20 protein-coding genes are annotated in these 25167 nt (G+C 72.6%); 5 read left to right on the top strand and 15 right to left on the bottom strand.

The genetic code is table 11. The features are described from left to right. Positions 1-33: 33 nt before the first annotated feature. The 13 genes from GTY56_RS38555 to GTY56_RS38495 form a co-directional block, all read right to left on the bottom strand. On the bottom strand, positions 34-1155 hold the full coding sequence (locus GTY56_RS38555; protein ID WP_161369908.1) for an acyl-CoA dehydrogenase family protein: 1122 nt from the start codon (positions 1153-1155) through the stop codon (positions 34-36). Between the two features lie 83 nt (positions 1156-1238). Then, positions 1239-3086 carry an ATP-binding protein gene (locus tag GTY56_RS38550; RefSeq protein WP_161369907.1) on the bottom strand — a complete coding sequence of 616 codons (1848 nt, stop codon included), beginning with the start codon at positions 3084-3086 and terminating at the stop codon, positions 1239-1241. 10 nt (positions 3087-3096) lie between these two features. Then, positions 3097-4695 (bottom strand): carboxyl transferase domain-containing protein, encoded by a 1599-nt coding sequence (locus GTY56_RS38545; protein WP_161369906.1) that lies wholly within the window; start codon positions 4693-4695, stop codon positions 3097-3099. After that, positions 4692-6362, bottom strand: coding sequence for an acyclic terpene utilization AtuA family protein (locus GTY56_RS38540; RefSeq protein ID WP_161369905.1), 1671 nt, complete (start codon positions 6360-6362; stop codon positions 4692-4694). The genes GTY56_RS38545 and GTY56_RS38540 overlap by 4 nt, the downstream gene beginning before the upstream one ends. 31 nt (positions 6363-6393) lie before the next feature. Further along, positions 6394-7188 (bottom strand): TIGR03084 family metal-binding protein, encoded by a 795-nt coding sequence (locus GTY56_RS38535; RefSeq protein WP_161369904.1) that lies wholly within the window; start codon positions 7186-7188, stop codon positions 6394-6396. Positions 7189-7439: 251 nt separating this feature from the next. Continuing rightward, positions 7440-8042, bottom strand: coding sequence for a DinB family protein (locus GTY56_RS38530; RefSeq protein WP_161369903.1), 603 nt, complete (start codon positions 8040-8042; stop codon positions 7440-7442). A gap of 71 nt (positions 8043-8113) precedes the next feature. Continuing rightward, positions 8114-9073 (bottom strand): EamA family transporter, encoded by a 960-nt coding sequence (locus GTY56_RS38525; protein ID WP_161369902.1) that lies wholly within the window; start codon positions 9071-9073, stop codon positions 8114-8116. A 161-nt stretch (positions 9074-9234) separates the two neighbouring features. Next, positions 9235-10371, bottom strand: a complete 1137-nt coding sequence (locus GTY56_RS38520; RefSeq protein WP_161369901.1) for a lipid II:glycine glycyltransferase FemX — start codon at positions 10369-10371, stop codon at positions 9235-9237. A 120-nt stretch (positions 10372-10491) separates the two neighbouring features. Then, entirely contained in the window at positions 10492-13440 is a 2949-nt protein-coding gene (locus GTY56_RS38515) for an FAD-binding and (Fe-S)-binding domain-containing protein (RefSeq protein WP_161369900.1), read from the bottom strand. 23 nt (positions 13441-13463) lie between these two features. Next, complete coding sequence (locus GTY56_RS38510; RefSeq protein ID WP_062927522.1) at positions 13464-14306, bottom strand: carbohydrate ABC transporter permease; 843 nt, start codon at positions 14304-14306, stop codon at positions 13464-13466. A gap of 6 nt (positions 14307-14312) precedes the next feature. Continuing rightward, entirely contained in the window at positions 14313-15305 is a 993-nt protein-coding gene (locus GTY56_RS38505; RefSeq protein WP_161369899.1) for an ABC transporter permease subunit, read from the bottom strand. A gap of 95 nt (positions 15306-15400) precedes the next feature. Further along, positions 15401-16744 (bottom strand): ABC transporter substrate-binding protein, encoded by a 1344-nt coding sequence (locus GTY56_RS38500; RefSeq protein WP_202511317.1) that lies wholly within the window; start codon positions 16742-16744, stop codon positions 15401-15403. A gap of 78 nt (positions 16745-16822) precedes the next feature. Continuing rightward, positions 16823-17836 (bottom strand): substrate-binding domain-containing protein, encoded by a 1014-nt coding sequence (locus tag GTY56_RS38495; RefSeq protein ID WP_161369898.1) that lies wholly within the window; start codon positions 17834-17836, stop codon positions 16823-16825. Positions 17837-18041: 205 nt separating this feature from the next. Between GTY56_RS38495 and GTY56_RS38490 the strand changes: the two genes are divergently transcribed. Both GTY56_RS38490 and serC read left to right on the top strand, forming a co-directional pair. Further along, complete coding sequence (locus tag GTY56_RS38490) at positions 18042-19391, top strand: glycoside hydrolase family protein (RefSeq protein ID WP_161369897.1); 1350 nt, start codon at positions 18042-18044, stop codon at positions 19389-19391. Between the two features lie 72 nt (positions 19392-19463). Further along, a complete protein-coding gene (serC, locus tag GTY56_RS38485) occupies positions 19464-20582 on the top strand; it encodes a phosphoserine transaminase (RefSeq protein WP_161369896.1) in 1119 nt (372 codons plus the stop codon). A 59-nt stretch (positions 20583-20641) separates the two neighbouring features. Here the strand turns inward: serC and GTY56_RS38480 are convergent, their stop codons facing one another. Beyond that, the gene (locus tag GTY56_RS38480; RefSeq protein WP_161369920.1) at positions 20642-21313 is read right to left on the bottom strand and encodes a formylglycine-generating enzyme family protein; all 672 of its coding nucleotides are present in this window, start codon (positions 21311-21313) and stop codon (positions 20642-20644) included. A gap of 211 nt (positions 21314-21524) precedes the next feature. On the opposite strand from GTY56_RS38480, the gene GTY56_RS38475 reads away from it, so the two are divergent. From GTY56_RS38475 to GTY56_RS38465, 3 genes are all read left to right on the top strand, one after another. Continuing rightward, a complete protein-coding gene (locus GTY56_RS38475; protein ID WP_161369895.1) occupies positions 21525-21899 on the top strand; it encodes a hypothetical protein in 375 nt (124 codons plus the stop codon). A gap of 81 nt (positions 21900-21980) precedes the next feature. Further along, positions 21981-22664 (top strand): ABC transporter ATP-binding protein, encoded by a 684-nt coding sequence (locus GTY56_RS38470; RefSeq protein ID WP_033312204.1) that lies wholly within the window; start codon positions 21981-21983, stop codon positions 22662-22664. After that, positions 22661-24853: a hypothetical protein gene (locus GTY56_RS38465; RefSeq protein WP_161369894.1), complete on the top strand. Its 2193-nt coding sequence runs from the start codon at positions 22661-22663 to the stop codon at positions 24851-24853. Before GTY56_RS38470 ends, GTY56_RS38465 begins: the two co-directional genes overlap by 4 nt. Before the next feature lie 86 nt (positions 24854-24939). Here GTY56_RS38465 and GTY56_RS38460 read toward each other — a convergent pair. Further along, the coding region (locus GTY56_RS38460; protein WP_202511316.1) for an alpha/beta hydrolase at positions 24940-25167 on the bottom strand (228 nt) is incomplete at its 5' end.

Here is a 25167-nt window from a genome sequence, read left to right as displayed (position 1 = left end):
TTCCTCCTCGCGGCGCGGGCCGTCTCCGGGTCCTCAGTACGACTTGGGCAGGCCCAGGGTCTGGTGGGAGACGTAGTTGAGAATCATCTCCCGGCTCACCGGGGCAATACGAGCCACGCGCGAGGCCGTTATCAGCCGGGCCAGGCCGTACTCACGGGTGAGGCCGTTGCCGCCGAGGGTGTGCACGGCCTGGTCGACGGCCTTCACGCAGGCCTCTGCGGCCGCGTACTTGGCCATGTTGGCGGCCTCTCCGGCGCCCGGGTCGTCGCCCGCGTCGTAGAGGGCGGCGGCCTTCTGCATCATCAGGCGGGCGAGTTCGAGTTCGATGTGGGCCGCGGCCAGCGGGTGGGCGATGGCCTGGTGGGCGCCGATGGGGGCGTTCCAGACGGTGCGGTCGCGGGCGTACTCGACGGCCTTGGCGAGGGCGTGGCGGCCCATGCCGATCGCGAAGGCGGCCGTCATGACGCGTTCGGGGTTGAGACCGGCGAAGAGCTGGAGGAGTCCGGCGTCCTCGTCGCCGACGAGGGCGTCGGCGGGCAGCCGCACGTCGTCCAGGACCAGTTCGAACTGCTTCTCCGCGGCGTTCAGTTCCATGTCGATGGGGTGGCGGGTGAAGCCGGGGGTGTCGCGCGGGACGATGAAGAGGCAGGGCTTGAGGCGGCCGGTGCGGGCGTCCTCGGTACGGCCGACGATGAGGGTGGCGTCCGCGATGTCCACGCCGGAGATGAAGACCTTGCGGCCGGTGAGGAGCCAGTCGGTGCCGTCTTTGCGGGCCGTGGTGGTGATGCGGTGGCTGTTGGAGCCGGCGTCGGGTTCGGTGATGCCGAAGGCCATCCGGCGGGTGCCGTCCGACAGGGCCGGGAGCCATTGCCGCTTCTGTTGTTCCGTGCCGAAGCGGGCTATGACGGTGCCGCAGATGGCCGGTGAGACGACCAGCATGAGCAGGGGGCAGCCGGCTGCGCCCAGCTCTTCGAGGACGATGGAGAGTTCGGCGATGCCGCCGCCTCCTCCTCCGTACTCCTCGGGGAGGTTGACGCCCAGGTAGCCCAGTTTGCCTGCTTCCGACCAGAGCTGTGCGGTATCGGTTTCACGTCCGTGGCGTCTGCCCAGGGCGGCGACGGCTTCTCGGAGCGCCTTGTGGTCTTCGGTGTCCATGGGGAGTCCTTTCGGTGCGGGCCGGATGTGGCTTGTCGCGCTCGCGCGGCGGTAGCCGCACATTGATACAGCCCCGCGCCCCTTCAGGCCTGCTGCACAACCGCCAGCAACATGCCCGGCTCCACTTGTTGACCGGGGGAGACCGGCAAGGAGGTCAGTGTTCCGGTCACCGGCGCGGTGACCTTGTGCTGCATCTTCATCGCCTCCAGCCAGAGCAGGGGCTCGCCCGCCTTCACCGGAGCCCCCGCCGTCAGGCCGTCGGCGACGCGGACGACCGTGCCCGGCATCGGCGCCAGGAGGGAGCCCGGGGCGTGCTGGGTGGCGGGGTCGGGGAAGCGGGGCAGAGCGGTCAGGGCGGTGGTGTTGACGTAGACCTGGTCTCCGTAGCGGGTGACCTCGTACTTCCGCTCCACCCCGTCCACGTCGAGGATCACGAGACGGGCGTCGGCGTGCACCACCCGCACACCGTCCGCCTCCAGGCCCTGCCTGGTGTGCCGGTAACGGGCCTCGAACTCCTTCCCCGCCATCACGTACCGCTTGGTCTGCGCCTGTGAGGGGACGTTGCGCCAGCCGCCGAAGCCGGGGCGGGAGCGGGCCCGGGCGTCGGCGAGGGCGGCGGCCAGGGGGGCGTGCGGGTCGGGGCGCGGTTCGGTCAGGCCGGGCAGGTGGCGGTCGTAGAAGCCGGTGTCCATGCGGGCCGCGGTGAACTCGGGGTGGCGCAGGGAGCGGACCAGGAGGTCGCGGTTGGTGACGGGGCCGTGGATCTCGGCGCGTTCCAGGGCGGAGGCGAGTCGGCGGAGGGCCTCCGCGCGGGTCGGTGCGTGCGCCACGACCTTGGCGAGCATGGGGTCGTAGTGGACTCCGATGTCGTCGCCGTCCGTGTAGCCGGTGTCCAGGCGGACGGCCCCGGGGACGGACAGGCGGTGCAGGGTGCCGGTCTGCGGGGACCAGTCGCAGGCCGGGTCCTCGGCGTACAGGCGGGCCTCCACGGCGTGTCCGCGTGCGGGTGGCGGGTCCGCTCCGAGGGGGTGGCCCTCGGCGATCCGGATCTGCTCCGCGACCAGGTCGATGCCGAACACGGTCTCGGTCACCGGGTGTTCGACCTGGAGACGGGTGTTCATCTCCAGGAAGTGCGCGTGACCGTCGGCGACGAGGAACTCGACCGTTCCGGCACCCACGTAGTCGACGGCCCGGGCGGCCCGTACGGCGAGGGCGCGGACCTCCTCGTCGAGCGCGGCGGACAGGCCGGGCGCCGGGGCCTCCTCGATCACCTTCTGGTGGCGGCGCTGGAGGGAGCAGTCGCGGGTGCCGAGGGCCTGGATCGTGCCGTGGGTGTCGGCGAGGATCTGCACCTCCACATGGCGGCCGTTCTCCACGTACGGCTCGACGAAGACCTCGCCGTCGCCGAACGCGCTCGCCGCTTCGGCCCGGGCGGCGGCCAGTTCGGCGTCCAGGTCCGCCAGGTGCCGTACGACGCGCATGCCACGGCCGCCGCCGCCCGCCGCAGCCTTGACCAGCACGGGCAGGTCCGCCTCGGTGACGTCGGTGAGAGGCTCGATGCCCATGAGCTGCTTGGCGCGGGTCTTGGACGCCATCGCCTCGATGGCCTCGGGCGGCGGACCTATCCAGACCAGGCCCGCCTCCTGGACGGCCCGGGCGAAGGCGGCGTTCTCGGAGAGGAAGCCGTAGCCGGGGTGCACGGCGTCCGCCCCGGCTGCTGCGGCGGCCTTCACGATCAGGTCACCGCGCAGGTAGGTGTCGGCGGGCGTCTCCCACGGGAGTCGTACGCTCACGTCGGCCACGCGCGCGTGGAAGGCGTTCGCGTCGGCGTCCGAGTGCACGGCGACGGTACGGATGCCCAGGTCGTGGCAGGTGCGGAAGACGCGGCAGGCGATCTCGCCCCGGTTGGCGACCAGCACAGAAGTGATCACTGAAGGTTCCTCACATCCGGAAGACGCCGAAGCCGCCGCGCGCGCCCTCGTAGGGGGCCGTGTGGATCGCGGACAGGCACAGGCCGAGGACGGTGCGGGTGTCGCGCGGGTCGATGACGCCGTCGTCGTAGAGCCGCCCGGACAGGAACATCGGCAGCGACTCGGACTCGATCTGCTGCTCGACCATGGCGCGCAGCGCGGCGTCCGCCTCCTCGTCGTAGGGCTGCCCCTTGGCGGCGGCGGACTGGCGGGCGACGATCGACAGCACGCCCGCGAGCTGCTGCGGGCCCATGACGGCCGACTTGGCGCTGGGCCAGGCGAAGAGGAAGCGGGGGTCGTAGGCGCGGCCGCACATGCCGTAGTGACCGGCCCCGTAGGAGGCGCCCAGCAGCACGGACACGTGGGGGACCTTCGAGTTGCTGACGGCGTTGATCATCATCGCGCCGTGTTTGATGATGCCGCCCTGCTCGTACTCCCTGCCGACCATGTAGCCGGTGGTGTTGTGCAGGAACAGCAGCGGGATGTCGCGCTGGTTGGCGAGCTGGATGAACTGCGCGGCCTTCTGGGACTCCTCGCTGAACAGCACGCCCCGGGCGTTCGCCAGCACTCCCACGGGATAGCCGTGGAGCGTGGCCCAGCCGGTGGTCAGGCTCGTCCCGTACAGCGGCTTGAACTCGTCGAAGTCGGAGGCGTCGACGATGCGGGCGATGACCTCGCGCGGGTCGAAGGGGCTCTTGAGGTCGCCGGGGACGATGCCCAGCAGCTCCTCCGCATCGTACGTGGGCGGCTCGGCGGGCCCCGGATCCCCGTACGCCTTGCGGTGGTTGAGGCGGGCGACCACACGCCGGGCCTGCCGGAGCGCGTCCTGCTCGTCGACGGCGAAGTGGTCGGCGAGGCCCGAGGTGCGGGCGTGCATCCCGGCGCCGCCCAGGGACTCGTCGTCGCTGTCCTCCCCGGTCGCCATCTTCACCAGCGGCGGACCGCCGAGGAACACCTTCGCCCGCTCCTTGACCATGATCACGTGGTCGGACATGCCGGGGACGTAGGCGCCGCCCGCGGTGGAGTTGCCGAAGACGACCGCGACGGTCGGGATGCCGGCGGCGGACAGCCGGGTGAGGTCGCGGAAGACGGCGCCGCCGGGAATGAAGATCTCCTTCTGCGACGGCAGGTCGGCGCCGCCGGACTCCACGAGGCTGATCACGGGCAGCCGGTTGGCGAGGGCGATGTCGTTGGCGCGCAGGGCCTTCCTCAGCGACCAGGGGTTGCTCGCCCCGCCGCGCACGGTCGGGTCGTTGGCGGTGATCAGGCACTCCACGCCCTCCACCACCCCGATGCCGGTGACGAGGGACGCGCCGACGGTGTAGTCGCTGCCCCAGGCGGCCAGCGGGGACAGCTCCAGGAACGGCGTGTCCGGGTCGATGAGCAGCTCGATGCGCTCGCGGGCGAGGAGCTTGCCGCGCGCCCGGTGCCGTGCGACGTACTTCTCGCCGCCGCCCGCGAGGGCCTTGGCGTGCTCGGCGTCGAGTCCGGCGAGCTTGGCGAGCATGGCCTCGCGGTTGGCCCGGTACTCCGGGTCGTTCGGGTCCAGGGCGGAGGTCAGGACGGTCACAGGAGAACCTCCGGCAGGTCCAGGTGGCGGGAGCGCAGCCATTCGCCGAGGGCCTTGGCCTGCGGGTCGAAGCGGTGCTGCGCGGCGACGCCGGCGCCGAGGATCCCCTCGACGACGAAGTTGAGGGCGCGCAGGTTCGGCAGCACGTGCCGTACGACGGTCAGTTCGCCGCTCTCGGGGATCAGCTCCCGGAAGCGGGCGACGGTCAGCTCGTGGGCGAGCCAGCGCCAGGCGTCGTCCGTGCGGGCCCACACCCCGACATTGGCGTTGCCGCCCTTGTCCCCGCTGCGGGCGCCCGCGACGAGGCCGAGGGGAGCCCTGGTGACCGGCCCGGGCGGGAGCGGCTCGGGGAGCGGCGGCTGCGGCACCTCGTCGAGTACGGCCGTGTCATGGGCCGGCGGCACGGGGACCCTGCGCCCGTCATGGAGGACGGCCACATGGTCGACGCCTCCACGGGGGACGTACACATCCTCGAAGACCCCGTAGGGCGAGCCCTTTCCCGGTGGTGCCAGCACGTGGAAGCCGGGGTAGCTCGCCAGCGCCAGCTCCACGGCCGCCCCGCTCAGTGCCCGCCCCACAGCCTCCTGGTCGGGGTCCCGGACGACGAGCCGCAGCAGCGCGCTCGCGGTCTCCTCGCTCGGGGCGTCGGCGTGGTCGGTGCGGGCGAGCTCCCAGCGCACGTCGGCGATCTTGCCGAGGGCGGGTTCCATCTGGTCGCGTACCAAGGCGGCCTTGGCCTCGATGTCCAGGCCGGTGAGCACGAAGACGACCTCGTTGCGGAAGCCGCCCAGCCGGTTGAGCCCGACCTTGAGGGTGGGCGGCGGTGCCTCTCCGCGCACGCCCTCGACGCGCACCCGGTCGGTTCCGTCCTGGCTCAGCCGTACGGTGTCCAGCCGGGCGGTGACGTCAGGGCCCGCGTACCGGGCACCGGCCGTCTCGTAGAGCAGCTGCGCGGTGACCGTGCCGGTGTCGACGAAGCCGGCGGTGCCGGGGTGCTTGGTGATGACGCAGCCGCCGTCCTCGTGCAGCTCGGCGAGGGGGAAGCCGGGGCGGCGGACGTCGCCTTCCCGGAAGAAGGCGTAGTTGCCGCCGGTGGCCTGTGTCCCGCACTCCAGGAGGTGCCCGGCGACGACGGCGCCCGCGAGCCGGTCGTAGTCCGTTGCGCTCCACCCGAAGTGGGCGGCGGCCGGCCCGGTGACGAGGGCGGCGTCCGTCACCCGGCCGGTGACGACGACGTCGGCGCCCGCCCGCAGGCACTCCGCGATGCCGAAGCCGCCGAGGTAGGCGTGGGCGGCGAGGCTGCCGGGGTAGGCGGCGGTGAGGTCGTCGCCCGTCACGTGGGCGACACGTACGGGGATGCCCAGCCGGCCGGCCAAGTGCCGTACGGCGTCGGCGAGTCCGGCCGGGTTGAGCCCGCCCGCGTTGGTGACGATCCGCACGCCCCGCTCGTGCGCGAGACCGAGGCAGTCCTCCAGCTGCCGCAGGAAGGTGCGGGCGTATCCGGCGGCCGGGTCCTTGAGGCGGTCGCGGCCGAGGATGAGCATGGTCAGCTCGGCGAGGTAGTCGCCGGTGAGGACGTCGAGTTCGCCACCGGTGAGCATCTCGCGCATCGCCTCGAAGCGGTCGCCGTAGAAGCCGGAGGCGTTGCCGATGCGCAGGATCGTCACGAGGCCGCCTCCTCGCCGCTGCGCTCGGACGTCACGAGCCGGCCTCCTTCGGCGGGCGTCCACGGCCGGGCGGTCCCGCGAAGGCCTGCGCGATGTCCAGCCAGCGGTCGGCGTCGGGGCCGTCGGCGCGCAGGGCGAGGCCGGTGCGGTGGGCGCGCTGGGTGACCAGGAGGCAGAAGTCGAGGGCGGATCCGGTGACGCGCTGCGCCGCGTCCTGGGGGCCGTACGTCCACAGGTCGCCGGAGGGGGCGCGCAGTTCGACACGGAAGGGGTCGGCGGGCGGGGTGAGGCCGTGCACGCCGTAGGCGAAGTCCCGGGTCCGCGCCCCGAGCCAGGCCACATGGCGCAGCCGGTCGGTGGGTGGGCGCACCACACCCAGGGCGTCGGCCACGTCCTGCCCGTGGGCCCAGGTCTCCATGAGCCGGGCCGTCGCCATGGAGGCGGCCGACATGGGCGGGCCGTACCAGGGGAAGCGCGCGCCGGGCGGGGCGGCCCGCAGGGCGTCCTCCAGTGCCGTACGCCCGCCGCGCCACCGGGCGAGCAGCTCGCCGGGCGCAGCTCCCGCGCCCTCCTCGGCGCCCTCGTCGACGAAGGAGCCGGGCGCGGCGAGGGCCTTCTCGACCAGGGTCCGGAAGCCGTCGGCGTCCGTGACGGCGAGCAGGGCCGAGCGGTCCGTCCAGGCGAGGTGGGCGATCTGGTGGGCCACGGTCCAGCCGGGCGCGGGGGTCGGGAGCGACCAGCGCTGCGGGGACAACCCGGCGACGAGGCGGTCGAGTTCCTCGCTCTCCTCGCGCAGATCGTCGATCACGGAGGTCGGATCGGACACGGGCGCTCCCCTCGGGGCACGGCGGTGTGCGGGGTGGTGCGGCGTGCTGAGGAGCATGGCAGCGGCGCAAGAAACAATCAAGCGTGCTTGCATGAATTTTTGCGCGGGCCGAGCGCCCGGGAGAGCGCGCCGGGCGTCGCGGGCAGGCGGGACCCCCGAGCGCGCGGGAGCGTGCCCGGCGGCGTCGATCGGCAGGCGGGGACGGTGCGGCCCCCTCGGGGCCACTCCGCTCCCGCCCGGCGCCCCGGCGCTCAGCCGGCGGCGTCCGCCTGCCTCGCCGCCTCCTCCAGCCTGCGCCGGTGGGCCTCCCACCCGTCCCGGCCGCCCGGACCCATGCTGTCCTTGCCCGGCGTCAGGCCCACCGAGCCGTCGATGAGTTCGCGCACGATGTCGGCGTGACCGGCGTGACGGCAGGTGTCGGCGATCACGCGCACCAGGATGTGGTGCAGGGTGGTCTCGCGCCGCTCCTCGGGCCACCACGGGACATGACCGGTCGCGTCCAGCGACAGCGCCGCGATCGTGGCGTCCGCGTGCTCCCACGCCCGGCGGTACAGCCCGGCGACGTCCTCGCGCGACTCCTCGGGGGTGGCCCACATGTCGGCGCCGGGTTCGGCGTCCTGCGTGTACCACCAGGACGGCGGGTCCTCGCCGAAGAAGGGCCGGCCGAAGGTGTCGCCGAAGTACCCCAGCTCCACTCCGGCGGTGTGCTTGACCAGCCCGAGCAGATTGGTGCCGGTCGGCGTCAGAGGGCGGCGGATGTCGTACTCGGAGAGCCCGTCGAGCTTCCACAGCAGGGCGTCACGCGCCTCCTGGAGGTAGCGGAGGAGGTCGGCCTTCGGGTCCGGTGTGGTCATGCGGGCAGTGTGGCACCGGGCACTGACGCCGGGCCGGACCGCACGAACGGCCGCTCCCCTCGCGGGGCGGCTCAGCCCTCCGGGCCGGTGCTCTCCGGCGCCGCGCGCTTCTTGCGCCCGCCGCCCACCTGGGTGCGCACCGCACCCATGCTCGCCGCGACGACCAGGGCGATCGCGGCGGCCTCGGCGGCACTGAGGGCCTGGTCGAGGATGAGGAAGCCGGCCGTCGCGGCGATGGCCGGTTCCAGGCTCATCAGGATCGCGAAGGTGGAGGCGGGCAGGCGGCGCAGGGCGAGGAGTTCGAGCGTGTAGGGCAGCACCGAGGAGAGCAGGGCCACCGCCGCGCCAAGGCCCAGCGTCACCGGGTCGAGCAGCTTCGCCCCCGACTCGGCGATGCCCAGGGGCAGGAACAGCACCGCCCCCACCGCCATGGCCAGCGCCAGCCCGTCCGCCTGCGGGAAGCGGCGGCCCGTACGGGCGCTGAAGACGATGTAGGCCGCCCACATGGCGCCGGCGCCCAGGGCGAAGGCCGCTCCTGTGGGGTCGAGGCCGCTGAAGCCTCCCCCGCCCAGGAGGAAGACACCGGCGAGGGCCAGCGCCGCCCAGACGAAGTTGATCGCGCGGCGGGAGGCGAAGACCGAGAGGGCGAGCGGGCCGAGGACCTCCAGCGTGACCGCGGGACCCAGCGGGATGCGGGCGACGGCCTGGTAGAAGAGGCCGTTCATGGCGGCCATGGTGACGCCGAAGACGACGACGGTGCCCCAGTCGGTGCGCGAGTGGCCGCGCAGCCGCGGGCGGCAGACCAGGAGCAGCACGACGGCCGCGACGAGCAGGCGCAGCGCCACGACCCCGAGGGCGCCCGCCCTGGGCATGAGCGTGACCGCCAGGGCGCCGCCGAACTGCACGGAGATCCCGCCCGCGAGCACCAGGCCCACGGGGCCGAGGGAGCCGAGCCGGCCCGGGCCGGAGACCGGCGCGGCGCCGGCGGCGGTCGCGGACGAGGGGGAGGTGGCGGTCTCCGGCGTGGTCACGGGCGGGTCCTGTGCTCGGCATCGGTGTCAGGGGTGCTGCGGGTGTGCGGTGCGTACACCGGAGCACACGCTATGTACAGCCCGATGCACTGCACAGTCCAGGGTAATGGACTTCGTCAGGTGCGTGAACCCTTTTTGCCTCTGTCTCGTGCTGTGAGACGTCAGCGGCGGGCGAGGTACAGGTTCAGCGCCTTGTACAGCAGCCGGTTGACCGGGTAGTCCCATTCCCCGAGGTACTCGACGGCCTCACCGCCGGTGCCCACCTTGAAGCGCAGCAGGCCCAGCAGGTGGCTGGACTCCTCCAGGGTGTCGGTGATGCCGCGCAGGTCGTAGACCGCGGCACCGAGTTCGTGCGCGTCGGTCATCATGCGCCACTGCACGGCGCTGCTCGGCTGGACCTCGCGGCGGCGGCTGGTCGATGCGCCGTAGGAGTACCAGACGTGGTCGCCGACGGTCAGCATCGTGGCCGCGGCGAGCACCTCGCCGTCGTGGTGGGCGAGGTAGAGCCGCATGCGGTCCGGGTGTTCGGCGGTGAGCGCGCTCCACATGCGCTGGAAGTACGGCAGCGGGCGCGGGATGAAGCGGTCCCGTTCGGCGGTCTCGCAGTACAGCTCGTGGAAGGCCGGCAGGTCCTCCAGGTCGCCGCGCACCACCTTCACCCCGGCCTTCTCCGCCTTCTTGATGTTGCGGCGCCACTGCTGGTTCAGGCCGTTGTGGATGTCGTCCAGCGACCGGCCGGCGAACGGCACCTGGAAGACGTAGCGCGGCTGCCCGGCGGCGAAGCCGTCCTCGCCGGACGCCTCGGACTGCCGCCAGCCCATCCGGCGCAGGCTGTCCGCGACCCGGCCGGCCCGCGGTTCGTACGACGTCGCCCGCACGTCGCGCAGCCGCCGGGCGGCCGGGTCCGCGATGGCCGCCTTGACCGTGTCCGCGCTCCAGCGGCGCACCACGACCGGCGGGCCCATCCGCACCGCGAAGGCGCCCCGCCGGCCGAGGTGCGCGAGCATGGGCTCCAGCAGCCGTTCGAGGCCGGGCTCCTGCCAGTCGATCAGCGGGCCCTCGGGGAGGTAGGCGAGATACCGCGGCAGCCCGGGCAGGCGCGGCCCGGGCAGAGGGCGCAGCAGCACGAGGCCCGCGCCGACGAGCTGTCCGCCGCCGTCGAACCAGCCGAGGCTCTCCGCCTTCCAGTCGGGCTTCACCTCGCCCCAGGAGGGGACCTGGGTGTGGCTGGCGGAGGGGCGGGCCGTGACGAACGCCAGGTGCTCGTCACGGGTGATCGGCTGGACGCGGATGCTCATGCGCGGGCTCCTTCGAGCAGCGGCCCCCGAGGGGCGGTGACTGGTCCCGCGAGCCTAGGAGCGGCTTCGGCCCTCCCCCGGTTCAGACACTCGGGTCCGCCCCGCCGTGGCCCGAACGCCTCATGAGCCGTCGCGTCCGGGGTCCTCGTCCAGCGCCTCGTCCAGCGCCTCGTCCAGCGCCTCGGCCAGCACCTCCGCCAGGTGCCTGCCCCGCACGCCCGCCAGCTGCGCCAGCTGGGTGCGGCAGGAGAAGCCGTCCGCCAGGACCACGGTGCCGTCGGCGGCGTCCCGGACGGACGGCAGGAGCTGTTCCTCCGCGCAGGCGGCGGACACCTCGTAGTGGCCCTTCTCGAAGCCGAAGTTCCCCGCGAGGCCGCAGCAGCCGCCGCTCAGTTCGCCGGTGAGCCGGGCCGCTTCCCGCAGCCGGCGGTCGGCGGCGTCGCCGAGCACCGCGTGCTGGTGGCAGTGGGTCTGCCCGGCCACCGGGCGGGACACGCGCGGCGGCCGCCAGCCGGGGGCGTGGCGCTCCAGCGTCTGAGCGAAGGTGAGCACCTTCGCCGCGAGCCGGGCCGCGCGCGGATCGTCGTGCAGCAGCTCGGGGACGTCCCCGCGCAGGGCAGCCGCGCAGCTCGGCTCCAGGACCACGACCGGCGCCTCGGTCTCCAGCACCGGCTCCATCAGGTCGAGCGTGCGGCGCATGACGGCCCGTGCCCGGTCCAGCTGGCCCGTCGACACGTACGTCAGCCCGCAGCAGACCCGCCCCCGGCCACGCAGCAGGGTCAGCGGGTCGAGGGCGACGGTCCTGCCGTCCCCCACCGGCGGTTTCGCCAGCCGCACGGTCGGCGGCAGCGCCACCCGCAGCCCGGCCGCCTCCAGGACCCGGACGGCCGCCTGCCCCACGGCCGGGGAGAGGTGCTCGGTGAAGGTGTCGGGCCACAGGACGACGAGGTCGCCCGCACCGGTGGTCCTCTCGTGCCGCCGCCGCTCCCACCACCGGCTGAAGGTCCGCCGGGCCACCCGCGGGAGTTCCCGCTCGGGCGCGATGCCGCCCAGCCGCTTCGCGGCCCACGCGACGGGCCGTACCGCCGCCAGGGCGTTGACCAGCCACGCCGTGTGCGTGCGGACCACCGCCCGGAGCCACACGGGCAGCCGGCCCATGGAGTGGTGCGCGGCGGGCCGGCGCCGACCGGCGTAGTGGTGGTGCAGGAACTCCGCCTTGTACGTGGCCATGTCGACCCCGACCGGGCAGTCCGACCGGCAGCCCTTGCAGGACAGGCACAGGTCCAGCGCGTCCCGGACCTCGGTCGAGCGCCAGCCGTCCGTGACCACCTCACCGGCGAGCATCTCGTGCAGCAGCCGGGCCCGCCCGCGCGTGGAGTGCTCCTCCTCGCCCGTCGCCCGGAAGGACGGGCACATGACGCCCGGGCCGGACACCGACGCCGTACGGCACTTGGCGACGCCCACGCAGCGCCGCACCGCGGCCGGGAAGTCGCCGCCGTCGGCGGGGTAGCCGAAGGCCACGTCGACCGGCTCGCGGGGCAGGACGGAGAAGCGCAGGCCACGGTCGAGCGGCGCGGGACGGACGAGCATCCCGGGGTTGAGCACGTCGTCCGGGTCCCACACTCCCTTGACCCGTTCGAAGAGGCCGACCATGTCCGGGCCGTACATCCGCGGCAGCAGCTCCGCCCGCGCCTGCCCGTCCCCGTGCTCCCCGGACAGCGACCCGCCGTGCCCCACCACCAGCTCGGCGAGCTCCTCCGAGAAGCGGCGGAAACGGGCGACACCGGACTCGGTGAGGAGGTCGAAGTCGATCCGGACGTGGATGCAGCCGTCCCCGAAGTGCCCGTACGGCGTGCCGCGCAGCCCGTGCGCCGCCATCAGCGCCCGGAAGTCCCGCAGGTACGCCCCCAGCCGGGCGGGCGGCACCGCGCAGTCCTCCCAGCCCGGCCAGGCCTCGGTCCCGTCGGGCATCCGGGTCGCCGTACCGCTCGCCTCCTCCCGGATCCGCCACAGCGCGCGCTGACCCGCCGGGTCGGTGACCACGAGCGCGTCCACGACGTCGGCGGCCCGCACGATCGCCTCCGCACGCGCGCGTGCCTCGGCCGCCGACTCCCCGCCGGTCTCCACGAACAGCCAGGCCCCGCCCCGCGGCAGCGCCTCCGGGGACGGCACCAGGTCCGCCGCCATGCCCTCCAGGGTCAGCGGACCTCCCCCAAGCTCTCGGCTTCGCTCGAACAGGGGGGACCCCCATGGCAGCAGCCCGGCCGCGGCCTCCGCGGCCGCGCTCTCGTCCGCGTACGCCAGCACGGCCAGCGCCCGTGCGCGGGGTGCTTCGACGAGGCGTACGACCGCCTGCGTCAGCACGCCCAGGGTGCCCTCCGAACCGCAGAAGGAGCGGGCCACGTCGGCGCCGCGCTCGGGCAGCAGGGCGTCCAGGGCGTAGCCGGAGATGCGGCGGGGCAGGTCGGGGAAGCCGGTGCGCAGGCGCGCCGTCTCCTCCTCGGCCAGGGCGCGCAGCCCGTCCGGCGCCCCGGCCCAGTCCCTGCCGAGCCGCAGCCGCTCGCCCCGCGCGGTGACGACGTCCAGCTCGCGCACACTGTCAGCGGTCGTGCCCCACGCCACCGAGTGCGAACCGCACGAGTTGTTGCCGATCATGCCGCCGAGCGTGCAGCGGCTGTGGGTGGAGGGGTCGGGGCCGAACCGCAGACCGTGCGGGGCGGCGGCCTCCTGGAGCCGGTCCAGCACCAGCCCCGGCTGCACCACGGCCGTCCGCGCCCCGGGGTCCAGGGCGACCAGCCCGTTCATGTGCCGGGTGAAGTCCAGGACGACACCGGTGCCGGTGGCCTGCCCGGCGATGGAGGTGCCTCCGCCCCGGGCGACCACGGGCACCCCGCGCTCCCGGCACACCGCGAGCACCGCCGCCACGTCGTCGGCGTCACGCGGAGCGACCACGCCCACCGGGACCCGCCGGTAGTTGGACGCGTCCATGGTCGTCAGCGCCCGGGAGGTGACGTCGAACCCGACGTCACCCCGGACGACGGCACGCAACCGCGCTTCGAGATCCGTCATGCGTCCAGCATGCCCCCGGGGCCTCAGCCCTTGACGGCGGAGCTGGCCACTCCCTCGACGAACCAGCGCTGGAAGAACGCGAAGACGATCAGCACGGGCAGCACCAGCAGCACGCCGAAGGCGAGGATCTGTCCCCAGTCCGGGGGCTGCTGGCCCTGGAAGACGCTCATCTCCAGCGGCAGGGGGCGCACGGACGGGTCGGACACCATCAGCACCGGCCACAGGAAGGAGCCCCACTGGATGAGGAAGGTGAGGATCGCGACCGAGGCGAACACCGGCCGGGACATCGGCACGATGATCGCGAAGAAGGTGCGCCAGGGCCCCGCCCCGTCCAGCCGGGCCGCCTCCTCGATGCTCGGCGGGATCTTCTTGAAGAACGTGTGGAACTGGTAGATCGCGAAGGCGTTGGCGACGAACGGCAGCGCCTGGATGAACAGGGTGTTGCGCTGGCCGTTGAACATGTAGAACAGCGGCACCGCCACCGACTCGAACGGGATCAGCATCAGCAGCAGGACGAGGGTGAACACCGCGTTCTGCCCCCGCCACTTCAGCCGCGTCAGCCCGTAGGCCGCCATCGAGTTGACGATCAGCCCGCCCGTCACGACCACGAACGACAGCAGCACCGACACGCCCATGAACTGCCAGAAGTAGCCGGTGCTGTCGGAGTTGAGGCTGTCGAGGACGGCCGCGTAGTTGTCGAAGGAGAGGTGGGTGGGCAGGAAGCCGGACAGGCCGTTGAGGACCTCGTCGGACGGCTTGAGGCTGCCGAGGAAGAGGTAGAGCGCGGGGAGGGCGAAGACGAACGCCAGGACGCTCAGGACGGTGTAGTCGAGGACGCGGCGTACGGGCGTACGGGTCATGGCCATGATGGGTCAGTCCTCGTTGTCGGGCCGGACGACGCGGCGCTGGACGATGGTCAGGGCGACGACGATCAGGAAGAACACCACCGTGACGGCCGAGGCCTGGCCGATGTTGTTCTGGTCGAAGGCCGTGGTGACGGCCTGGTACATCACCGTGCGGGTGGCGTCCTCGTCCAGGCCGCCGCCGCGTATGAGGATGTACACCTGGTCGAAGACCCGGAAGGACAGCACCGAGGTCAGCATCGCGACGAAGACGAGGGTGCCGCGGATGCCGGGCAGGGTGACGTGCCGGAACTGCTGCCAGCGGGAGGCCCGGTCCAGCTGGGAGGCCTCGTACAGCTCGCCCGGGATCTGCTGGAGGCCGGCCAGCAGGATGACCATCTGGAAGCCGACGCCCTGCCACACCGACAGCACGATGATCGAGCCCATCGCGGTGAGGCCGTCGCCGAGCCAGTCGAAGGCACCCCAGTTGCCGAACGTGACCACGTCCAGAGCGGAGTTGAGCATGCCCTGCTCGCTGCGAGCGAGGATCAGCCGCCAGATCACGGCGACCAGTGCCATCGGGAAGACCACCGGCATGAAGAAGAAGGACCGGAACACGCCGATGGCCTTCAGCTTGCGGTTGAGCAGGATCGCCAGCGCCAGCGCGAGCCCCGTCTGGAGCGGTACGACGACCACGGCGAAGGTCAGGTTGTTCAGCAGCGCCCGCAGGAACGGGCCGGACAGGTCGGGGTCGGTGAACAGCCGCCGGTAGTGCTCCACACCGAAGAAGGCGGGCTCCAGCGGTGAACCGAGACGGACGTTGTAGAAGGAGAGCACCACGGCGTACCCGAACGGGATGCCGACGAAGGCGATCAGCCCGCCGACGGCCGGGGCGGCCATCAGCAGCCCGTGCAGCCGGTCACGGTTGCCGCGCGCGGGACGCGGGGGCTTGGCGGGGGACGCGGACGGGACGGCCTGCGCCCGGCCTCGGGCCGCGGCGTGCGCGGGTTCCACGGTTTTCACGACAGGGGTCCTCTTCCCGGCGGGGCGGGCGCGGTCGGTCCATGGCTGTGTCACCACGTCGACGGCGGCCCGCCCGGGCCGATACGTCCTGCGGGTTACGGGATCTCGTAGCCGGCGTTGTCGGTGAAGTCCCGGTCGATGGCGCGGGCGGCCTTGCTCAGGGCTTCCTGGGGGTCGGCACCGCCGTAGATCGAGTTCAGGGCCGTGTTGAACTTGGCGGTGACGGTGGGGTATCCGGCGGTCACCGGGCGGGTGACGGCGACGCAGGAGGCGCTGATGTCACTGTCGCCGCAGGGCTTGGCCAGTTGGTCGGCGAAGAGCTGGAGCGGGCCGCCCTTCTTGTAGAGGTCGCTCTTGGCCAGGGCGGTCTTGGTGGCGGGCACCGCGCCGTTGGCCTTCGTCATCGCGCCGACGTTGGTGTCGTTCAGCAGGTAGTCCAGGAAGGTGCCCGCGGCCTTGCCGTTCTTGCTCTTGGCGCCGATGCCCCAGGCCCACGAGCCCTGGCCGGCCTTGGGGCCGTTGCCGAAGTCCGGCAGCGGCACGACGGCGAGGTCGTCACCGAGGGCCTCGCTGTAGGCGGGGTAGTTCCAGTGGCCGACCCAGCTCAGCGCCACCTTGCCCTTGGCGAAGGCGTTGCCGTCGGTGTTGGGGTCGACGTAGGGCTTCCAGGACTGGAAGGTCTTCATCGCGGAGACGACCTTCGGGCTGTCCAGGGCGCCCTCGGCCTTGCCGTCCTTCAGCAGGCCGCCGCCGGCCGAGAAGACGATCGGGGAGAAGCCGAACGTGCCCCATTCGGAGGCCAGGCCGTACTGCTCCGATATGTCGAGGACCTTGCCGTCGGAGTCCTTGCCCTTCAGTGCCTTGAGGGCCTTTCCGAACTCCTCGGCGGTCCAGGCGTCGTCCGGGCTCGTCGGGTACTTCACGCCGGCCGCGTCCAGCAGCTTCTTGTTGGCGTACATGCCGAGCCCGGCGTCGAACATGCCCAGGCCGTAGTGCTTGCCGCCGATCTCGCCCTGCGCCTTGATCGCGTCGGTGGCGTTGCCGAGGGTCTTGGCGGAGACGTGGCCGTCGACCGGGGCGAGCTTGCTGTTGTAGACGAAGTTCGCCATCGTCGGGCCGTCGAACTCCAGCACGTCCGGCAGTTCCGAGGCGTCCGTGGCGGTGATGGTCTTCGTGTAGTCCTTCTCCGGTATGAGCTTCAGCTCGGCCTTGACCTCGCTCTGCGAGGAGTTGAAGGACTTCACCGCGTTCTGGAGCGCGGTCGCCTCGCTCGCCTGGCCCTGGTGGGCCCAGACGCTGATGGTGCCCTTGCCGCTGCCCTCCTCGGCGGAGGTGTCGCTGCCGCCGCCCCCGCCGCCGCAGGCGGCCAGCGCGGCCAGCGGCAGCAGGGCGAGGGCCGTCAGGCCCGTACGACGGTGTTTTCCGTGTCCGGTGATCATGGTGGTGCCTCCGAGCGGGTGTGCGGTGGGAGCGCGGGCGTTGGGGAGCAGGGGGGAGAAACGGGTGGGGAGGTACCGCTACCGGCCGGTGTGCGGCGGCGCGGTGGTCTCGCGGAGGATGAGGCGGATGGGCATCTCGACGGGGCGCGGCGATACGGCGTCCCGTCCGTCCAGGCGCACCAGCAGCAGCCGGGCCGCCTCCCGGCCCTGGGCCGCGACCGGCTGGGCCACGGTGGTCAGCCCGACCACCTCGGACAGCTCGTGATCGTCGAAGCCGACCACGGAGACGTCCTCGGGAACCCTCAGCCGGTGCCGGCGCAGGGCGCGCAGCGCGCCCATCGCCATCTCGTCGGACTGGGCGAACACGGCGGTGGGCGGATGGCGCAGCGCCAGCAGCTCGGTCATGGCCCGCTCACCGCCCTCGACCGTGTAACCGCCGTCGGCCTCCAGGGCGGTGTCGGGCTCGATCCCGGCGTCGGCGAGCACGTCCAGGTAGCCCTGCCGGCGGTCGAGGGGCGTGGTCCAGTGCAGTGGCTCGCTGGCGCCGGAGATCATGCCGATCCGCCGGTGGCCGAGGTTCACCAGGTGTCGCACGGCGCTCTCCGCGCCGCCGCGGTCGTCGATGCCGACCACCGTGAAACCGGGCCGGGCGCCGCCGACCGTGGTCGCCAGCGGCACGCCGAGGGAGCACAGGGCGGCGGCTTCGTCCGGGTCCGGGATCAGCAGGGACAGCACGGCGTCGACCCGCTTGCGGATCGGCAGCTTGGTGAAGAAGCGCTTGCGCGCCTCCGGTGAGCCGAGGTTGTACAGCAGGACGTCGTAGCCGGCGGCGCTGAAGACCTTCTCGGCCGCGTCCAGCACCGTACCGAAGAACCAGCGGCCGACGTACGGGACGACGACGCCGATGGTGTAGGTACGGCCGCTGGCCAGGCTGGAGGCCGAGCGCGAGGCGGTGTAGCCCAGTTCGGCGGCGGCCGCGACGATCCGGGCCCGCATCCCCTCCGACACTCCCGAACGGCCGCGCAGGGCGCGGGACACGGTGGACGCCGAGACCCCGGTGGCCTCGGCGACATCGGTGATGCTGACCGTCACGGGACGCTCCTTGATCGGGTGCGCGCCGCGTGGCCGGGGTCCGGAACACGTCGGCGGGAGGGGAGTGACGAGACCGTAAACCCGCTCACCTGGTTGCGCAAGCGTTTGCGTTCAGTTTTACTTCGGCTGACTCTCAGAGGAACTTCTCCCAGCAAGATCACAGCGCACACGTTTGAGTGCCGCTGTCGGCAGACAGGACCTGTCCATGCGATACGCGCCTCCCGGCCTCTGCGTGAACGACTTCGACCTCCTGCGCCACGCGGACGGCACCTACACCGTGCTGCACCTCCAGGGCCCGTGGACGGCCGAGTTCGACCACCTGCGCATGGAGACCTCGTACGGCAGGGCCACCTCCGCCGACCTGGTCCACTGGGAGCCGCAGGGCACGGCCTTCGGCAACGGCCTGCCGGGCCGCTTCGACCAGCAGGCGGTGTGGACCATGCACGCCTTCCCGCACGGCCCCGGCATGGCGATGTTCTACACCGCCGTCTCCGGACTCACCCCGGACGGCTGGCCCCTGCAGTCGATCGGCCTGGCCCGCTCCGAGCGCACCGACGGCACCGGCTGGCGCCGCCACGGCCCGGGGCCGGTCGTCGAGGCGGACGGGCGCTGGTACCGCACCGGCGAACGCATGGGCTGGCGCGACCCCTTCGTCGTCCGCGACGACGAGTCCGACGGCTGGGTGATGGTGGTCTGCGCCGCCGACGCCTCCCTGCCCGTCGAGGTCAGCGGGTGCGTCGCCTGGGCGACCTCCGACGACCTGGAGCACTGGACCGTCCAGCCGCCGCTGGTCTCCCCCGGCGACGTCGACGAGTTCGAGTGCCCGGTCCTCGAACGCCTCGACGACGGCGGCTGGCTGCTGCTCGGCTCCATCGGCGCCACCCGGGGCTTCGAGGCGTGGACCGCTCCGCGCCTGCGCGGCCCGTGGACCCGCCGCGGTCCGCTCGGCCCGACGGGCGCGTACGCCCCGCGCGTCGTCGCCGCCCCCGACGGCTCCCGCGTCGTGCTGCACACCACCCCGCGCCGCGTCGGCCTCACCGACTCCGGAGAGCGCTGCCGCGGCATGCTCGCCCAGCCCAAGTCCCTTGCCGTGCCGGCGGATTCGGCACCCCGCCTGGAGTGGTGGCCGGGCCTGGACCCCTGGCTCGGTGAGGAGACGCACGAGGCGCTGCTGCACGCGGTCGGCGACGTCGGCCTCTCCGGTCACACCGAGATCACCCTGCGCACGCAGGCCTGCGGACCGGACCGGCCCGCGCTCACGGTCGGCTGCGACGGCAAGGACCTCCGGGTCACCGGCCCCGACGGCACTCCGCTCGGCGAGACCCGCCTGCCGGAACCCGCCGCCTCGCTGCGCATCCTCACCGTCGGTGAGTACGTCGAGGTCTACGCAGACGGCGTCTTCGTCCTCACGACCCTGTGCTACTCCGGCCGCCCCGCTCCCTGGACGGCCACCACCGAGGGCGTGGCCCGCCCCGTCGCCGTCCGCCCCCTCCGGCTGCCGGACCCGCACCGCGACGACGCCTCGGCCGTCTGGCCCGGCCCGCCGCAGCAGTGACCTGTCCACACCCCGTCTCACCCGACGGACGACGTTTCGCCCAGGTTTCTGGAAACGGCTACGCTCCCCTGCGTGGCTGAGATCCAGATTCCTGCTGACATCAAGCCCGCCGACGGTCGATTCGGCGCGGGCCCCTCCAAGGTGCGGGTGGAGGCGCTGGACGCCCTGGCCTCCACCGGCACGTCCCTGCTCGGCACCTCCCACCGCCAGGCTCCCGTCAAGAACCTGGTCGGCCAGGTGCGCGAAGGCATCAGCGAGCTGTTCCAGCTCCCCGACGGCTACGAGGTGATCCTCGGCAACGGCGGCTCCACCGCGTTCTGGGACGTGGCGACCCACGGCCTGATCGAGAACAAGTCGCAGCACCTCAGCTTCGGCGAGTTCTCCTCCAAGTTCGCCAAGGCCGCCAAGCTCGCCCCGTGGCTGGCCGAGCCGGACGTCATCTCCGCCGACCCGGGCACCCACCCGGAGGCGGTCGCCGGAGCGGGCGTGGACGTCTACGCGTTCACCCACAACGAGACCTCGACCGGTGTCGCCATGCCGATCAAGCGCGTGGCGGGCGCCGACGAGGGCTCCCTGGTCCTGGTGGACGCCACCTCCGGCGCGGGCGGCCTGCCGGTCGACATCGCCGAGACGGACGTCTACTACTTCGCCCCGCAGAAGTCCTTCGCCTCCGACGGCGGCCTGTGGATCGGCGTCTTCTCCCCGGCCGCGATCGAGCGCGCCGAGCGGATCCACGCGTCCGGCCGACACGTCCCGGAGTTCTTCTCGCTGCCGACGGCGATCGACAACTCCCGCAAGAACCAGACGTACAACACCCCGGCGCTGGCCACCCTCTTCCTGCTGAACCAGCAGCTGGAGTGGATCAACGGCCAGGGCGGTCTGGACTGGTCGGTCCGGCGCACGGCGACCTCGGCCCGCACCCTCTACGGCTGGGCCGAGGACATCAAGTACGCCAACCCGTTCGTCACCGACCCGGCCAAGCGCTCGCAGGTCATCGGCACGATCGACTTCACGGACGAGGTCGACGCCGCCGCCGTCGCCAAGGTCCTGCGCGCCAACGGCATCGTCGACACCGAGCCCTACCGCAAGCTCGGCCGCAACCAGCTGCGTGTCGCGATGTTCCCGGCGATCGACCCGGCGGACATCGAGGCGCTCACCAAGTGCGTCGACTACGTGATCGAGAAGCTCTGACCTTCTCGCCTGAGTGACCTGGGGGCGCCCTGCTCGTGCGGGGCGCCCCTCGCTCGTGCTCAGACCGGCCGCGCGCCCGTGGCAGCCGGCGTCGAGCGCGCCACGCGGAACCCCACGTCGTCGATCCGGAACGTCGGGTGGCTCCGGCGGCGCACCGAGGCGCGGCAGCTCCAGTGCTCGTCGGACCAGCCGCCGCCGCGCAGCACCCGGTAGGTGCCGTAGACCTCGGCGTCGTAGAGGTCCCAGCACCAGTCCCAGGCGTTGCCCAGCATGTCGTACAGGCCCCAGGCGTTGGGCTGCTTGCCGCCCACGGGGTGGATGCGGTCGTCCGCGTTGCCGCGGTACCAGGCGATCTCGTCGAGCGGGCCGTAGCGGGGTCCGGTGCCGCCGGCACGGCAGGCGTGTTCCCACTCGGCCTCGGTCGGCAGCCGGTAGCCGTCGGCGGCGGTGTTCCAGCCGGCCTTCCCGTCCCCCGGCCGCACCTCGTACGCGGGGGTCAGTCCCTCCCGCCGGGACGCGGCGTTGCAGAACCGGATCGCGTCCCACCAGGACACGCCCTCCACGGGCAGCAGCTCACCCCGGGCCGCGCTCGGACGCTCCCCGGTGACCTCGGCGTACCAGGCCTGGGTGACCGGCACCGCCGACATGCGGAACGACGCCACCTCGACCGTCCAGCTGCGCTCGGTCCGCCGGTCGGACAGCGTGACAGAGCCCGCCGGGACCGTCCGCAAGTCGTTCGCCACACCGCCCCCAACGCCGAGTCCTGGTACCCCGGGTGCCCGTCGGCCGCTCCAAGTCACGGGCTGCCCTGGGATGTTGTGAACCTATCAAGTGGACAACCTGTGGGCGGCCTGTCATGATCCTTTCGCTCCGGGCCGGGGGCCCTGGGCAGTACGGGTGAAGTCCTGGAGGAATCGATCCTCCGGGGGAGGGACGGAACAGATGATGACTCGAATAACCAGTAGGGCCGGGCGCCTCGCCCTCGCGGTGGCCGGCGCGACTCTCGCCCTCGGCGTGAGCGTCGGCAGCAGCCCGGCGTTCGCCTACATCGAGGCCTGGCAGGGTGACGACAACGCCAAGGGCTTCGAAGGTGACCGCCGCCTGCGCGTCTGCGACATGGAGGCCGACACGAACGCGGTCGAAGGCGAGTACTTCCGCGTCTACGACAACAATTCGAGTCACCTCTGGGACAAGAACGGCGCCGGACCGGACAACTGCGTGAGGACCGGCGAGGGCGCGATCCTCAACAAGATCCGCGTCTGTGAGCAGCAGTTCGCCAAGCCGGACGCGTGCGGTTCCTGGGCCTACCGGATCTGAGCGACTTCCGTGCGCCCGTCGCCGTCATGGCGACGGGCGCGTTCTCGTGTTCGACCACTGCCTTCCTCGCAAGGAACTCCTGTGCGCAATCCCGTCCTCCACCTGCGTGACGTCCGGCTCGAACTGGCCGACCGTGTGCTGCTCAGCGGCGTCGATCTCACCATCGCGGAGGGCGAGTCCGTCGCGTTGACCGGACCCAGCGGCAGCGGGAAGAGCACGCTGCTCTCGTGCGTCCTGGGGCTCATCAGCCCGGACAGCGGGACCATCGAGGTGGCGGGCGCGGACGTCACCTCCCTGCGGGCCGGCGCCAGAGCACGCCACCGGTCACGCCACATCGGCATGGTCTTCCAGTTCGGCGAACTGCTCCCGGAGCTGACGGCTCTGGAGAACGTCATGCTCGCCGCCATGCTGGGCGGAGTGCGAAGCTCCCGCGGCCGGAGCGCCGCCGAAGAACTCCTCCACGACCTCGGCATCCCGGACACCTCGGTGGCGTCGGGATCGCTGTCCGGCGGGGAGCGCCAGCGGGTGGCGATCGCCCGGGCCCTGGTCAACAGGCCCTCCCTGATCCTGGCCGACGAACCCACCGGCGCGCTCGATGACGACAACCGCGATCGGGTCAGTCAGCTGCTCTACTCGCTGCCCTCCCGATGGGGCTGCGGGCTGCTGCTCGTCACGCACGACCAGAACGTGGCACTCGGCGCCGAGCGCGTCGCACGGATCACGGACGGGCGGATCAGCATGGGGGCTCCGACGTGGGGCGGATGAACGGGCGAGGCCTCACGCGGCAGCTGATGGCCATGGGGCTACGAGCCTCCAAGGGCGGTCCGGGGCACCGGCTGCGTAGTCTCGCGCTGGCCCTGGCCACCGCGTTCCTGTGCTGCACCGCCGGCACGACCGTCATCACCATGGCGGCGGACAGCGCGGAGCAGAGCCACGCCCAGGCGAGAGCACCCCGGTTCACCGGCAAGTTCCCGGGAGAGCGTGCTGTCGCCCACTGGCGGGAGAGCGGTGACACGGTCGGCGGCCTTCAGCACAGTGTCATCTTCGTCGAACCGCTGACCCCCGGTGCCCCGCCGCCCCCCGGCCTGTCCGCCTGGCCGCGGCCGGGGGAGGCCGTGCTCTCCCCGGCGCTCGCGGCGGCAGGGCAGCGGGAGGGGATCTCCGACCGTTACGGACGGGACGCCGGGAGGATCTCCGCCGAAGGTCTCACCTCTCCCTCGGAGCGCCTGGTCTACGTCGGACCGACGGCCGCCAAATCCCCTGAGTGGGACGAGACGATGGAGATCTCCGGCTTCGGCGACCCCGATCCCACACCGTTCGGGGACTCGATCGGCGTGGTCGACGCCGATGCGTTCATGGCGGCCGTCCTCGGCTTCCTGGGCCTTCCGGCCGCCGTCCTGACCGTGGTGGCCCTGCGCTCCGGTTCCGCCGCACGCGACCGTCGTACGGCTCTGCTCGACGCGCTCGGCGGCACGTGGCGGCACCGGGCCCTGGTGTGCGCGGGCGAAGCCCTGTGGCCGGTGGGGGCAGGTGCCCTGATCGGGACGGTGCCGCTCCTGGCGGCGGCGTACACCGATGTCGCCGTTCCGCTCACCGGCTACACGCTCTCGGCGGCGGCCGTTCGCGCCTGGCTGCCGGCCGTCCTCCTCGGCGCGGCCGGCGCGGCGGCCGGAGTGCTGGTTGCCTCGGTGCTGCTGCACCGGAAAAAGGGGGACGGCCGTTCCCCCCGGACGCTGACCGAGGGCCGGGTGAAGCGGCGTTACGCGGTGCTGTGCGCGCTCGGCCTCGTGCTGGCGATGCCGGTCGATCTCGGGCCGCTGGCTCCGGACTACCGCGTCAGCATCGTGCAGTACGCGATCGGCATCGTCCTGACGCTCGCGACCCTGCCCTCGCTGATCGCCTGGGCGATGACGGCCCTCGGGCGCCGGCTGGCCGGCCGGTCCATCGCGAAGCGGTATCCGGGTGGGCTCATCGCCGGCCGCTGGCTGCACGCGTACCCGGGAGTCATCGCGCGCCTGGTCGTCGCCGTCGTGGTGGGCCTGGGGCTGGTCAGCCAGGTGCAGCTGTGGGTGAGCCGGACCACGGTGGCGGCCACCGAGGCCAGGCAGACTTTCGACGCCCTGGGGGACAGCGTCCTGATCGTCAGAAGCCGTCTCCAGCCGGCCTCGCACATCAAGGCGTTCCAAGCGGACCTGGGAGAGGGCCGCGCTGTGTTCGCGCTGCTCCCGGACCGCCGGGAGCCGGCCGTGCTCACCGGTCCCTGTGCGAGCTGGAAGGCCGTTCAGCTCCCCTGCCCGTCCTCCCGGTCCACCGTCCTGCGCGACGGTGACCGGCGGCTGAGCGAGCTGGGCCGCTGGGAGACCGGGACGCCGGACCTGCGCGTCGCCACCGGCGACATCCCCACGACGGGTGGACGCGGTGGCATCGCCGAGGTCAAACTCGTGGTGATCTCCCGCCCGGGTGACGCGTCGGCCGCCGGCACGGTCCGGGAAGCGGCCTACCGCCATCTGGGCACGGCGCCCCTGGTCAACGTCCTCGCGGGCGCGCAGCTGGGTGGCGCGCTGCTGGACGAGACCATCGCGAACTGGGTGACTCTGCTCGGCCTGGCGGGCATGCTCATGGCCGCACTCGCCGCCGCCTTCAGCGCCTTGGCGGAGTTCCAGGCCTTCGGCAGCCGGCTCGCTCCCGTCGGCGTCCTGGCGGGAGACCCACGCGTGTTCCGGTCCACCGCACTGTGGTACCTGTCCGTGCCGATCGGCGTGGCCGGTTGCGCCGGTGCCGTCGTGTCCGCCGTCCTCGGATATCCGATGGTCACCACGGGCGGGGCGCGCTGGGCTCCGGAGCTCACCGCGGTGACGGTGGCGGGGAGCACGCTGCTTGCGGTCTGCGTCGGCCTCGCGGGAGGCCAGGGAGTGGTCGCCCGGGCCAGGAGCTGGAGACCGGGCGCCGACTGACCGGCCCGGGCCCACGCGCGCGAGAGGCGCCCGGGAAACCCCGGGCGCCTCTCCTGTCACATCGGTCGATGCTCAGCCGGCAGAACTCACCGGTTGAACCCCAGGATCCCCCGCAGGCCCTCACCCACCGCCGCGACGGCGGGCTGCGGCGTGCTCGGCGCCTGCGCCGCCGACTGCGGCTTCGGGTCGGGGTTCTTCTTGCAGACGGCATCGGCCACGCCGCTGCCGTGCGGAACCTTGCCGTTGGTCAGGTACGTGGCGAGGTGCTTGTCGAGGCAGGCGTTGCCGCTCAGCGTGATGCCGTGGTTGCCGCC

This window comes from Streptomyces sp. SID5643, assembly GCF_009872555.1.
GTDB classification, from domain to species: domain Bacteria; phylum Actinomycetota; class Actinomycetes; order Streptomycetales; family Streptomycetaceae; genus Streptomyces; species Streptomyces iakyrus.
Note: the sequence above shows the minus strand (reverse complement) of the source record. Positions and strands in the feature narration are given on the sequence as shown.

Bases quoted from the DNA above. Each gene is read 5' to 3' on its own strand.
- GTY56_RS38555 (WP_161369908.1), bottom strand. From the start codon at position 1,155: ATGGACACCGAAGACCACAAGGCGCTCCGAGAAGCCGTCGCCGCCCTG.
- GTY56_RS38530 (WP_161369903.1), bottom strand. From the start codon at position 8,042: ATGACCACACCGGACCCGAAGGCCGACCTCCTCCGCTACCTCCAGGAG.
- GTY56_RS38520 (WP_161369901.1), bottom strand. From the start codon at position 10,371: ATGAGCATCCGCGTCCAGCCGATCACCCGTGACGAGCACCTGGCGTTC.
- GTY56_RS38515 (WP_161369900.1), bottom strand. From the start codon at position 13,440: ATGACGGATCTCGAAGCGCGGTTGCGTGCCGTCGTCCGGGGTGACGTC.
- GTY56_RS38510 (WP_062927522.1), bottom strand. From the start codon at position 14,306: ATGGCCATGACCCGTACGCCCGTACGCCGCGTCCTCGACTACACCGTC.
- GTY56_RS38500 (WP_202511317.1), bottom strand. From the start codon at position 16,744: ATGATCACCGGACACGGAAAACACCGTCGTACGGGCCTGACGGCCCTC.
- GTY56_RS38490 (WP_161369897.1), top strand. From the start codon at position 18,042: ATGCGATACGCGCCTCCCGGCCTCTGCGTGAACGACTTCGACCTCCTG.
- GTY56_RS38475 (WP_161369895.1), top strand. From the start codon at position 21,525: ATGATGACTCGAATAACCAGTAGGGCCGGGCGCCTCGCCCTCGCGGTG.
- GTY56_RS38465 (WP_161369894.1), top strand. From the start codon at position 22,661: ATGAACGGGCGAGGCCTCACGCGGCAGCTGATGGCCATGGGGCTACGA.